We start from the raw sequence: 12,342 nt of genomic DNA on the forward strand, positions 1-12,342 counted from the left end.
GGTCTATGAATTACACTAGTATATATACAATATTAAATCGTCTTTTATTTAATCAAGATTCCTTTAACTTCAGAAATAGTTTAAATAAAAAAACTTCCATTGATCTTAGCTTATGTATAGAAGATCATGTTAATAATAAAATAAACTTAATTCTTTTTAAAAAACTTAAACAAGCTATCACTGGCTTTGATTTAGAAGAAAGGTCTGATTTATTTCAAATCCTTTTTTCAAATCATGAGCTCTGTCAACTCGCATCGATAAAACTTATGTTTGGTTTTTTTCCAAGTAACCAAAACCAAAGAGAATTTGATTTTAGTACTGATGCATTTGGATTTATTCACAAAAATAAAACACATCCTTATATTATTTGTCTGACTTATGATTTACTAATCTATTGCTTTTCCACTGTAGATTTATCACAAGATACCTCTATCAGTAAACAATCCTACATGGATATAAAATCTCAAATAAAAAACTCACATCTGTTTAAATACTTGCCTGACTCACTAGATTAAGACTACCTACTGAAATCAAAAAACTACAACTTATTTTGTGAGATTTGATCCCCAACTATAATTTAAATTATCAATTTTATAAATAGATAATAAAAAAAATCTATTCTTTTTTTTTATTCGTTTTTTGGCCAAATACTACAATTGTCTACTGCCAATGCACTAATAATCAATAGATTAGATTTATTTGTCTACTATTTCTGTTTTAATTCATTTTTAACAAACTCACAATTAACTGATTTACAACCAATTACCTCCCGAACGGGCAAGAAGTATCGTGATTTTGTCCGATACCGTCTTGCTATATCCTTTTCGGCTCTTTTTTCTGTTTTTCAAAAAATTTCTAATGAAAAGAAAAAAAAATATTCACCATTTTTACAAATCAGTTAGATCAAATTACGTTGTCAAAAAGTTTGATGCTTTTGATGTTTGATGCCAAATCAATATATCTTATTAATAATAAGCAAGTTACATCAGCATCAAACTGGCATCAAACATCAAACTAAAATAAAAACTCGCATCAAATTTAGTTTGATGCGAGTTTGATGCCACAGTTTGATGCCGCATAACTATATATAAATCAATTAATTATGTTAACCGGCATCATTTGCATCAAAAAAAGAGGCTATTTTCTCCTTTTCAACGGTATAAAATCTTCCTTTGCGTTCAATATTGTAGAATTCTCCGTGAATAGTATAATCAAGGCCATCGTATTTGAAAGAATTCTCAGAAGGAGAAAAACCAAGATGTTTTAAAACTTTTCTCACTTCATTTGGAGTTATACTACTTCTACGATTCATAGTTTTTATGATCGCACATATATCTTTTGGTGCAATAAAAATTTGCTCTAAATCCAATGATTCAAATATTTCTTGGAATAAATTTAAGACTTCGTCTTTAGTTTTATTATCACCCGAATTCATTAATCTTACTAAGGCATCTGTCCTAATTTGTTCTGGCGTGAACCACATTCGAGTCTTCTTTTCAGTGGAGTACTCAATGCTATATAAGTAATTTAAAAAATCAGGAATCTCACTAAATAGTAACTCTAAAAAATTAGGATCTTTTTCAATTTCTGGAATTTGTCTTACCCAAAAACGAATCTCTTCTTTATCTATTTTCATAAAAGAATCTTCAAAATTACTTGTCAAAATAAATTTATAAAAAGATTCTACCTCTTCTTTGTCTCGCCCCTTTCTCTCAATCTTATTTCTATCGGCGGTACTTAGAAACTTTATACGTTCTGTTATTTGTTGATTATCGGTCACAACTTCATCAACAAGAACTAGTAGCTTTCCATCCAAATCAGAATTGAAATTATTCACAAAAGACTCGGCATTGATATAAGTTGCATTAAAAGAAAAGATCTTACGAAGATATTTTAACATGGTAGACTTACCCGTTTCTCTTGCTTTAGAGACAAGAACTAGTACTGGGAGTACTTGGGTAGGTTCCTGTAGCAATATCTTTAAATAATCAAGCCCTAAGTTATATTGCTCCCCAAAGATGTGTCGAATAAAACGAAGTGTATTTGTTATCTTACTTTCTAAATATTTGATATTCTCTATTGGTTCTTTAGTCACTATATAGTCTATTGGGTGGTAGATGTTATAAAAGTCACTCACTTCCCTTATATAATCTATATGTCCAGGAATACAGCAGAAGCCATAGTATTTCTTTATACTAGAGATATACTCTTTCCCCTGGTCATTAACTATTGTTTCTTTATTCCAGGATAACATAACTTTTTCTGTTGCGTTATTTATAGTTGGTTTTTCGATTATGGCATAATACGCTGTGCCCACTCGAATAAATTCGGCAGAATCTAAGTTCATTATAATTGATTAATTATAATCCTTATATTTGCAATATAAAGATTTGATTATACACTTTTTAAAATCTTAAGCGTTTGCTTTGTTGGAAAAGCAAACGCTTTTATTTTTTTCTAACCTTAAAGGAGTAATCCAGGGCTTGTTTTTCGATCTGAGAAACAGATTGACTTTTGTTTTGAAGTAGCCAAGCATCTATTTCAGATTTAGAAAAGAAGAGAAATTTACCATTTGGCTTAGAGTAAGGTATAACGTTTTTATGCACTAATTTATAAATATATGAACGCGTGAAGCCTGTGTAGTTGATTAAATCATCTACATTAAATATTTGTTTAGTTGAATCAACTAATAATCGCTCTAATCGATTTAACTTTTCTAGGATCATTTGGTTTTCCATTACTTTATCTTGTTATGTTTAAGACAACAAACTAAAGCCAAAACAACCATGACATACAAGGCTAACTCCATACTTGTCACGGTTTTTCCTGAAAAGTCACGGTTTATTATACGAACATTTTCTCGAATAACTCTTTGTGTACTGGATAAGGCTGAGAGGAGCCATTTTTTACGGTCACATATTTAAAAGGACTACCATCTTTTCGGTTAAAATAGCCTATAAATTCTTTTAGAGTTATCTTAAAGTGGTTTTTCAGTTCTTTGTGAAAATAATATAGAGAAGGTCCTTGCATCTTTACTTTTAAATTTTTATTCTTTAATTCCGTAGTGAATTCTTCAAAAGACAAATATTTTTCTATTATTTCCTCTTGACGAAAACCTCTATATATTTTCTGTAATTCTTCTAGCTTTAGGTTTGCAAAAAAATCAGTATCTAAACTTTTATCCATATCATCTTTTAAATTCTCTACTTCCTGATTTATTTGTTTATTTCTCTGCTCATTAATAAAAGCAATAGTCTTTAAAATTCCTTCTTGGTATTTTACTATTTTTTCATCAAAAGAAGTCTCCTCTATCTTTAGCTTAATTTCTATATCATGATTTTTCTTTTCATTAGAATCTTTAATCTGGGCAAAGGTTTGGAACAACATTTTGTTTTTTGTGTAGATTACATAGAACAAAACATTAGAAACTAAAAGCAGAATGTAGTGAGCACCGTTTAAAACCTCCAAAGTATTTATAGCTATCCAAATACTACGAAATGCGAAAAAAGAGAGATAAACAGTGGCTATACCTATTAATAGCTTTAGACGATCGTTTTGTTTATCCCAAAGCATATTACCTCCTAGAAAAAAAGGAAATATTTTTTTGAAAAAGAAAAATCCAAAATTTAACACCAATGCGCTAAATAATATAAATGCTGATATTAATATAAATGTCGTCATATTCTTAAAATTTTAAAGTAGGAATTAAATTTGAGGCTTCTTTCATTTTATCATCTACTATCTTAGCATAGATAGCAGTAGTACGGATTTCACGATGTCCTAAACGCTTTGATACGGTATAAATATCCGCTCCGTTCTCTAGTAGGAGTACAGCATTAGTGTGCCTAGCACTATGGAAGGTAATGTGCTTTGAAATTCCAGCGCGATTGCACCAACGTACTATCTCATTATTATAAACAGCTGAGTACTTTAAACCAATAAAAACGCGGTCCATATTTCCCTTTCGCTCTCCTAAAAGCTCTCTTGCTTGCGGGGAAATATAAAGGTATTCAACACCATCGGTTTTTTCTTGGCGAAAGTTTACTCGGCTTGTATTATCCTCGTCACGCACCTCGGACCAGGTCATAGCATTGATATCGCTCCAACGAAGCCCTGTTAGGCAAGAAAATAGGAAAGCGCGTTTTAGTACCTCGTATTTACACTCAGTCTTGGCTAATTCTTGTAATTCGCTAAAAGTTAGGTATTCTCTTTGGCTTTCTGCCTGTTCAAATGATTTTACTTTCGAGGCATAATTTATCGATAAATAGCCATCGTCAAAAGCTGCCCTTAAACAAGCCTTGAATTTATTAAAATAAGAGTACTTGGAATTTAAAGATAAAGGAAGTTCACTCTTGGTTCTAGCCTTAGTATCAAAATAAGATCGAACTTGCTTTACAAAATTCTCATCTATATCATCGAAAACAGTATTAGTAGAAATGCACCTTTGTAAATGAACTAAAGTAGCTGTCCAGTTCCCATAATTTTTAGGACTTGCTGACTTCTCCTTGGCTTTCTCTAAAAAGTAGTCTAAAAAGCGTCTTTTGCCCTTATAGGTATTCTTTAAATTAAACTTACCTTGATTGAATTCGGTAACACGCATAGCAAGAACATTATTTGCAAAAGCTAGAGCTTCTTTATTCTCTTTCTTTTCATTAGCACTTTTAGCATTTGGATCTAGGTAAAGCTTTAGATTTTCAAATTCACGGATATGACGGCGTTTACCCTCTGGAGATATTTCCGAGCCTTTGTAATATTCAATGAGTAAACTAATTTTACCACTAGGTAGTTTTCTTTGTTTGAGAGTAATTTTCACGTTGTAGTACTTTTGTACGACACTTTGTTATTGAAAAATAAAATGCGGTACATATGAAGTAGTAAAAGTACTAAGAAAAGAACATAAAAGAAAAGACTATCAGCGTTAATTCACTGATAGTCAATAAAAGAAAATATATCCTAACAAAGGAAAGGTAATTTATTTCCCGATACAAAAATTAGCAAAAATATTCCCCAATAACTCATCATTGGTTACTTGACCTGTTATCTCTCCAAAATAATACAAGGCTTGACGAATATCTATTGCCATTAAATCGGCTGATAGATTTGTCTGTAATCCCCACTTAACTTTTTCAATTTCCTCTAAAGCTTTTAGTAATGAATCGTAGTGACGAGTATTAGTTACAATAGTCTCATTGTTTCTTAAAGCACCTGTGTTTACAAAACTAAGTAAGTGGTCTTTTAACTCCTCTACTCCATAGTTTTGTTTAGCAGACATAAAAAGTAAATTTTCAATATTGTTACTATACAGCTCTATTTGTGCTTGAGTTAATAAATCTTTTTTATTGCAAACTACAAGTAAAGGTTTTAAAGGATATTTGTTTTTTAATTTTTCAAGCTCCACTTTTATCGATAAAAGGGTCTGATCATTTAATGTACCACCATCTAAAAGGTATATAACCACTTGGGCGGCGTCGATCTTCTCAAAAGTCTTTTGAATTCCGATACTCTCCACCACATCTTTGGTTTCTCTAATACCAGCGGTATCAATAAAACGAAAACCTATTCCGTCAATAACAAGTTCATCTTCAATAGTATCTCTTGTGGTACCAGCAATATCCGATACAATAGCTCTTTCTTCGTTTAAAAGCGCATTTAAAAGTGTACTTTTTCCAACGTTTGGCTCTCCTACAATAGCCACGGGAATTCCATTTTTAATGACGTTTCCAACAGCAAAGGAGTCTATTAGTCTTTTTAATACAAATTCAATACGGTCTATCAATTCTTTAAATTGACTGCGGTCAGCAAATTCAACATCTTCCTCTGAAAAATCCAGCTCTAATTCTATTAAAGAAGCAAAGTTTAATAACTGTTCTCTTAAAAGAGCAATTTCATTGGAAAATCCACCTCGCATTTGCTGCATGGCTATCTGGTGACTTGCCTCATTATCAGAGGCAATTAAATCTGCAACAGCTTCGGCTTGTGAAAGATCCAACTTACCATTTAAAAATGCTCGCATGGTAAATTCACCAGCTTGAGCCATCTTTGCACCCTTACGAAGAATCAACTGAATGATTTGCTGTTGTATAAAAGTAGATCCATGGCAAGAAATTTCAATAGTATCTTCACCGGTATAAGAGTTGGGACCTTTAAATACAGATACTAAAACCTGATCCAGTACTCTTTCGGCGTCCACAATATGCCCTAGGTGAAGTGTATGGGTTTTTTGTTTGGTTAAATCTTTATCTTTTATCGATTTAAAAACACTATTTACCAGTGTAATAGCATCTTTACCCGATACACGTATAATTGAAATTGCTCCGGCTCCCGAGGGTGTAGCTAAAGCAACTATGGTATCTTGTAATATCATATCATCCTGTATTATGTACTGCAAAGATAATATTAATTGCTACAATTAATATGGTATTACTAGAAAACCAGAATCATAAAGAAAATCAGGAATTAGTGTTAATTTTATACTAATAAACAAGATAATTATTATCTTTATATAAATCAAAAAATAAACTTTAGCTATGAAAAAAATATTATTCCCCACGGATTTCTCAGATACAGCCAACAATGCCCTTGTGTATGCTCTTCGCATGGCCGAAAATCAAGAAGCAACTTTATATGTATTACATGCCTATGAAATGCCGGTAATATCTGCAACTGCAAATCCAGTCATGGTTCAAGATGTATACAAAACCATCGAACTAAGTAATTTTGAAAACTTTAAAGATCAAGTTCCTCAGATAAGAGAAATAGCAAGAAAACATAATTTAGATCACGTTCCAATGCAATTTATTTTAGAAGAAGGCTTTTTAAATACGATTTTAAAAAAGCGTGTAAAAGAAGAAGATATTGATTTAGTTGTAATGGGAACTAATGGTAACTCGGGATTAGATAAGAAAATTTTAGGATCCAACACGGCCAATGCTATTGGTTCATTAGATGTACCTGTATTAAGTGTACCTCATGATGCTATTTTTGACGGTATAAAATCCATTGCATTCTCCACTTTATTTAAGCCTCAAGATAAAGCAGTATTGGATAAACTTATCCCTATGGCAAAAAGATTTGGAGCTATTATAAAATGTATACATATTTCAGCCTTAAGAGATGATTTAGATTTAGCGGTTATGCAAAGCTGGGAAGATAATTACAAGCATGCTCCTATCAAATTTTACGTTCTTGAAAATAAAGATGTTGAAAAAGCTATTTTTGATTTTCTAGATATTGAAAACATAGATTTACTAGTTTCTATAACCAGAAACAGAGGTTTTTTTGAAAGACTATTTACATCAAGTATGACTAAAAAATTAAGCTATCATACCTATGTGCCTGTGCTGGCTTTCCATGAAGAATAAATTTAGAAAAAAGTCAGTATATTAAGGTAAATAACTAAACTTATATTTTCTTAAGTTATATTCAAAATTACACCTACAATTAATAAAACTTAACATTAAAAAAAGATCACCTAACACGCAATAACCTATTTTTGAAGTTAATTGTTTACTATCAAAACTTTACTAATTTTTTATGAGCAAGAAACTCTCCTTAACTTTATTACTATTTTGTTTTAGTTTGCTGGCCAAGGCCCAAAAACTAGAACTCTATACCAATGAGGATAATCCACAATACCTGGGTTGTCTTACATGCCCAGCAGCGGATAATAATTCAGTCTGGAATCATCATGGAACTTACGGTAATTTACATAATAAGAAATCTATTTGGAATAAATATGGAAATTATGGCGACGAGAAAAGTAATTTTTCACCTTGGAACCCCTATGGGGAAAGGCCACCTATAATAAAAAAAGATGGAGAAATTTATGGCTATTTAACTCTTAATAAATTTAAGGGTGAAAGAGTAGAAATTGGTTTAACTCAAATGTTATACGATTACTATTTAGATATCCGTGAAGATGTTCCAAAGTGGTCCGATTCAGCTGCGCAATTAAATACCATAGAAACCAAAGATAGTCTTTCTGGTAAATGATAATAAGCCTTTTAAAAGATTTATTGCTTTTAAAAGGCTTCTTTAATGAATCTGTCCTGTCCTAAAATAGATTTACACATAATCTCAATCGGGAATTCATGTGCATGATTTTATGTGAACAGGTAAATCATATGCTGGTCTTTGAGAAAATGCCGATTGCTTTTTTTAATATTTGGTGTGCTAAGGGAGAAACTGCTAACTGCGTTTCAAGTTCTTTTATACTTTCTTAATCTGGCGTTAATTTTAGATTTCTATTTCCAGGAAAACTAATCTCTTCAAATTCTTCTGATTCCTTACACCATTTATATAGAGTAAAGCTGCTGTAATTCCTAGCTCACTCTAACTTATTCTTCCTTTCTTTAGCAAGTACAATTGCTTGCTCCTTCTAAGTATCATCATAACTCTTTCTAATTCGTTTCGTATTTCAAGGGTAAGTTTTTATGCTTAACTTAATGTGCGAGCTAAGTTAAGAAGTCTAAAGCTTAGAGAAAAGAATCCTGTTTATGTGTGAAACTTTTAGAAGCGACCTTAAAAAATCTTACTCATTATTTGAAATATAAATTCTATGGAAAATTATTAGCATAAAACCCTAGTTTTTTTTATAAAATATAAAAAGTAGACCTATTTATAACAAACATATCACACCAGAAACTACAATAGCTATTCGTTTTTTATTATATAGAAACTTAATCTAGAAAAAATAACAGCCATTTCTATGATTTTCCAATCCGTGAAAACAAACAATAAAATACTAGTATTTCATCTGAAATAATAAGATTCATTTTACAACAATTTTTTTGTAGATAGTATTTTGGTAATATAACTCTTACCACCTAGGCAATACCTGAATTAAGAGAAATCAATTACCTTTGTCTTTACTAATTCAAATTAGAAAACTAATAAAGATGAAAAAACGATACGCCCTTTTGATAGGTATTTTATGTAGCACAACGGTGTTTTGGGCACAAACAAATCCACAGAAAGACAAAATTAACAACACTTCGAATCCCGATTGGGTAAAAAACATACCAGCAGATGATCTTATCAAATGGAGAAGACATATCCATGAAAACCCTGAACTTTCGTATCAAGAAGAAAAAACAAGTCAGTATGTTGAAAGCGTATTGAAAAATTTAGGTAATATTGAAACTATAAAGCCTACTAAAACAAGTGTAGTTGGTATACTAAAAGGAGCTAAACCAGGTAAAACAGTTGCTTTTAGAGCCGATATGGATGCCTTACCAATACAAGAAGAAACCAATTTGCCTTATACTTCTAAAAATGTAAACGTGAGCCATGCATGTGGTCATGATGCGCACACTGCCATGTTATTAGCTACTGCTACTGCCTTATCTAAAATGGAAGATCAAATTCAGGGTACAATTTACTTTATTTTCCAACATGCTGAAGAACAAGACCCAGGTGGTGCTTTAGAGATTATCGATTCTGGTGCTTTAAAAGGTGTTGAGGCTATTTTCGGAATGCATGTATTAAGCAATTACCCAGTTGGTGAAATAGGTATTTTGCCAAATGGTGCGGCCTCTACCACTGCAGATGGTTTTAATCTTAGTATCATTGGAAAAGGTTCGCATGGTTCTATGCCACAACTAGGTATTGATCCTATTGTAGTGGGCGCAGAAATTGTAAACTCATTACAAACCATTGTTTCACGTAATGTTACTCCTGGTGAAATGGCTGTTGTTACCATTGGTAAATTCCAATCAGGTAATGCCTCAAATGTTATTGCAGACAAAGCCGAATTAGGAGCAACTATTCGTACTACAACAGATGCTACTCGTGAGTTAATAGAGAACAGAGTTAAAATATTAATTGAACAAATTACTAAAGCCCATGGCGCTACCTACGACCTAGAATATATACTTGGTTGCCCGGCTATTGAAAATGACCAAACGTTAAATGCTATGGCAAAGAAAAGCGCTATAGAAATTGTTGGTCAAAACAATGTGTTTGATGCTGATATGATGACAGCAAGTGAAGACTTCTCATATTACAAACAAGTAGCGCCTACTTGTTTTTTAGTTCTAGGTGTAGGAAACGGAGTAGCCAACCATAACCCTGGGTTCAATATCGATGAACGCGCCTTACTAAATGGAGTTAAAACACAAATGCAGATTATTTTAGATTACTTACAGTAGTATAGAATCAATACAATATAAAACTACAAATCGCTATAACTTAAAAGGATAAGGGTGCTATCATTAACCAGTTAATGTTTATACAAGTGATTTGTAGTTATCAAAGACTCAAAAAGATATTTTATTTAGAGTTGCAGTAAAAGATGCACTAAAAGTATCTATGAGTTTACGGGACACCTTCTATTTTTTATGTAATTTTATAATATTAATCCTGTATCGTTATTTCAGGACTAGACAAACAAAAAAATATGAACGCACACATAATCGAATTACCTAAAAACTCTTAATCCACTTGATATACTTCTATTTAAAATATTACTTTTCATTACTGTCTTAACAAAGGCAAATTGATTTTAAATCTTATTAAATTTATTTTCGCTCTCTCTCAAACAATTCAGTAAATCAGTCCAGTTTAAACTATCACCAATAATCATATGCTCTTGCATTGTTTTATAGTCTTCTTCCCATTTTTCAAGTACTTCCTCCGGAGGTAAAATACTCAATTTACCTTTTTTATGATTTGAGTAATCTATTCCTCTTAAAGGCGTTACTTTTTTTCGATGATCAACAATACTAGTAAACAAATTATCATCACCTATTGCTAGTTCACCGAATTCTGAATCCATAATTTTACTTATGTCATAAAAATGTCTAGTTAGTCGATCAGTCCTAATATTGTCAATAGGCTTTGAGAATTCTTCATGCAATAACAATACTTTCTCAATTAAAGTACGAGTAGGAACAACAACTTCTACATTAAATTCAGGCATAGTAAAAGTCGATTTTGAAAATTCCGAATCAATATATGAAATAATAGGTTTTGACTCAGCTGGTTCAGTTAACGATCTAGCTCCCATTTCAAGTAAAACACGCTGCTGAATATATACATTAGTAGCAGGTACACATGATTGATAATAAACCTCTAATGTATTAGGATCACTTGTGTCGTCAACATGATCATTATACTTAATTTCATATAAACTCGGATCTACTCCCAACTCAGTTAATTGATGTATTAACTCTTCTCTAAATTCATTAATAATAAATCCTCCAGAAGCCTTTCTAAGTTTTTTAATTTGTGTTTTAGAATCAAGCTCACCAAACCCCAGTAAACTTCTGTCAATAATCAAATCAATATCTTCTGAAAATCGCTGTATTAAATTATAAGCCTTACTCAGAGAAGTTCCTCCTTTAAATATAATAGAACCTGCATACTTAGATTGAAAGATTGCCTTTAAAAGAATACAAACCCACCAATCTTTCTCTATTACAAAAGCTGGTAGTCCATAAACACCTTCAGCTTGTTTTAATACAGTAACTTTTTGTTCTTCAGATAAATTAACCCACATAATCCTGTTTATAATAAAGTTTTTTAATTTCTTTTTGAATCCAAACTGGAGCAAATTTCAATTGAGATTCTATCACTTGTTGATCTATTTTATCAATAGTTAATTTAATAGTATTTAAAAAAGAATCAGTAATTTCTTTTTGCCCCTTCTCTTTAAAAGCCTGTACTACTAAATGTAACAGATCATCTTTTATCATAAGGTTTTTAGGGACAGTTCTCTTAAAATTAATCTTCCTATTTCCAACCATAATTTCTCTTTGAGATCCTTCAGTCAAATAAACAGTCTTCAAGGGGATCTGGGTTGTTAATCCTAATAGATACAACGCTAATACACCAGTTGGCGCTATACGCACCTTATCTCTTTTTGCAATCTTATTTGCAATTTCCTCTATACTAGGATAAATTGTTCCTAATAAAGAATCTTGCTTTGGTTTTATATAAATACCATGGGTTAATCGTTCAATAAGGTTTTCTTTTTCTAAACGAGAGAGTATTTGTCGAATATTGTCAGCTGTACCATATTTAACAAAATCATTAGCGAAAAAAATTTCTCCACGCTTAGATTTAGAAATCTTATCTACTATCTGATTACTAATAGATTCATTCATAAAAAAAGATTTACATTTGTCACAAATTTAATCAATATTTGTGACAAATATCTCTTTTCAGCTAATCAAAATATTTGTGACTAATATCTCTTTTCAGTTAATCAAAACATTTGTGACTAATATCTCTTTTCAGTTAATCAAAATATTTGTTTATTGAGTGGAGGGTTTTTTTTTTTTTTTTTCTTCCGTAACACAAAAACAAAAAACCCCCCCCGCAAAAAAAAAACAAACAACACGC

General features: G+C 31.4%; 11 protein-coding genes. 4 read left to right on the forward strand and 7 right to left on the reverse strand.

All coding sequences use genetic code 11. The annotated features are described in order from the left end of the window. Positions 1 to 5: 5 nt before the first annotated feature. Entirely contained in the window at positions 6 to 515 is a 510-nt protein-coding gene (locus ACYSNV_RS08180) for a hypothetical protein (protein WP_461762075.1), read from the forward strand. Positions 516 to 1,105: 590 nt separating this feature from the next. Here ACYSNV_RS08180 and ACYSNV_RS08185 read toward each other — a convergent pair. From ACYSNV_RS08185 to mnmE, 5 genes are all read right to left on the reverse strand, one after another. Then, a complete protein-coding gene (locus ACYSNV_RS08185; RefSeq protein WP_461762076.1) occupies positions 1,106 to 2,347 on the reverse strand; it encodes a primase-helicase family protein in 1,242 nt (413 codons plus the stop codon). A 100-nt stretch (positions 2,348 to 2,447) separates the two neighbouring features. Beyond that, complete coding sequence (locus tag ACYSNV_RS08190) at positions 2,448 to 2,738, reverse strand: helix-turn-helix transcriptional regulator (protein WP_461762077.1); 291 nt, start codon at positions 2,736 to 2,738, stop codon at positions 2,448 to 2,450. A gap of 106 nt (positions 2,739 to 2,844) precedes the next feature. Then, entirely contained in the window at positions 2,845 to 3,681 is an 837-nt protein-coding gene (locus ACYSNV_RS08195) for a hypothetical protein (RefSeq protein WP_461762078.1), read from the reverse strand. A gap of 4 nt (positions 3,682 to 3,685) precedes the next feature. Next, on the reverse strand, positions 3,686 to 4,813 hold the full coding sequence (locus tag ACYSNV_RS08200; protein WP_461762079.1) for a tyrosine-type recombinase/integrase: 1,128 nt from the start codon (positions 4,811 to 4,813) through the stop codon (positions 3,686 to 3,688). Positions 4,814 to 4,972: 159 nt separating this feature from the next. Continuing rightward, a complete protein-coding gene (mnmE, locus tag ACYSNV_RS08205) occupies positions 4,973 to 6,364 on the reverse strand; it encodes a tRNA uridine-5-carboxymethylaminomethyl(34) synthesis GTPase MnmE (protein WP_461762080.1) in 1,392 nt (463 codons plus the stop codon). A 163-nt stretch (positions 6,365 to 6,527) separates the two neighbouring features. Between mnmE and ACYSNV_RS08210 the strand changes: the two genes are divergently transcribed. From ACYSNV_RS08210 to ACYSNV_RS08220, 3 genes are all read left to right on the forward strand, one after another. Further along, complete coding sequence (locus ACYSNV_RS08210; RefSeq protein ID WP_461762081.1) at positions 6,528 to 7,361, forward strand: universal stress protein; 834 nt, start codon at positions 6,528 to 6,530, stop codon at positions 7,359 to 7,361. Between the two features lie 172 nt (positions 7,362 to 7,533). Next, on the forward strand, positions 7,534 to 7,992 hold the full coding sequence (locus ACYSNV_RS08215) for a hypothetical protein (RefSeq protein ID WP_461762082.1): 459 nt from the start codon (positions 7,534 to 7,536) through the stop codon (positions 7,990 to 7,992). A 905-nt stretch (positions 7,993 to 8,897) separates the two neighbouring features. After that, positions 8,898 to 10,148 (forward strand): M20 metallopeptidase family protein, encoded by a 1,251-nt coding sequence (locus ACYSNV_RS08220; RefSeq protein WP_461762083.1) that lies wholly within the window; start codon positions 8,898 to 8,900, stop codon positions 10,146 to 10,148. A 353-nt stretch (positions 10,149 to 10,501) separates the two neighbouring features. On the opposite strand, the gene ACYSNV_RS08225 is transcribed toward ACYSNV_RS08220, so the two are convergent. Together ACYSNV_RS08225 and ACYSNV_RS08230 are read right to left on the reverse strand one after the other, a co-directional pair. Beyond that, positions 10,502 to 11,497, reverse strand: coding sequence for a nucleotidyl transferase AbiEii/AbiGii toxin family protein (locus ACYSNV_RS08225; RefSeq protein ID WP_461762084.1), 996 nt, complete (start codon positions 11,495 to 11,497; stop codon positions 10,502 to 10,504). After that, a complete protein-coding gene (locus ACYSNV_RS08230; protein WP_461762085.1) occupies positions 11,487 to 12,104 on the reverse strand; it encodes a DUF6088 family protein in 618 nt (205 codons plus the stop codon). The genes ACYSNV_RS08225 and ACYSNV_RS08230 overlap by 11 nt, the downstream gene beginning before the upstream one ends. Positions 12,105 to 12,342 lie beyond the last annotated feature (238 nt).

The sequence above is a fragment of the Myroides sp. LJL119 genome (assembly GCF_054871605.1).

What these genes read in the sequence shown, in the direction of transcription:
- ACYSNV_RS08210 (WP_461762081.1), top strand. Translation starts at nt 6,528, where the DNA reads ATGAAAAAAATATTATTCCCCACGGATTTCTCAGATACAGCCAACAAT.
- ACYSNV_RS08180 (WP_461762075.1), top strand. Translation starts at nt 6, where the DNA reads ATGAATTACACTAGTATATATACAATATTAAATCGTCTTTTATTTAAT.
- ACYSNV_RS08195 (WP_461762078.1), bottom strand. Translation starts at nt 3,681, where the DNA reads ATGACGACATTTATATTAATATCAGCATTTATATTATTTAGCGCATTG.
- ACYSNV_RS08230 (WP_461762085.1), bottom strand. Translation starts at nt 12,104, where the DNA reads ATGAATGAATCTATTAGTAATCAGATAGTAGATAAGATTTCTAAATCT.
- ACYSNV_RS08185 (WP_461762076.1), bottom strand. Translation starts at nt 2,347, where the DNA reads ATGAACTTAGATTCTGCCGAATTTATTCGAGTGGGCACAGCGTATTAT.
- ACYSNV_RS08190 (WP_461762077.1), bottom strand. Translation starts at nt 2,738, where the DNA reads ATGGAAAACCAAATGATCCTAGAAAAGTTAAATCGATTAGAGCGATTA.
- mnmE (WP_461762080.1), bottom strand. Translation starts at nt 6,364, where the DNA reads ATGATATTACAAGATACCATAGTTGCTTTAGCTACACCCTCGGGAGCC.
- ACYSNV_RS08215 (WP_461762082.1), top strand. Translation starts at nt 7,534, where the DNA reads ATGAGCAAGAAACTCTCCTTAACTTTATTACTATTTTGTTTTAGTTTG.
- ACYSNV_RS08225 (WP_461762084.1), bottom strand. Translation starts at nt 11,497, where the DNA reads ATGTGGGTTAATTTATCTGAAGAACAAAAAGTTACTGTATTAAAACAA.
- ACYSNV_RS08220 (WP_461762083.1), top strand. Translation starts at nt 8,898, where the DNA reads ATGAAAAAACGATACGCCCTTTTGATAGGTATTTTATGTAGCACAACG.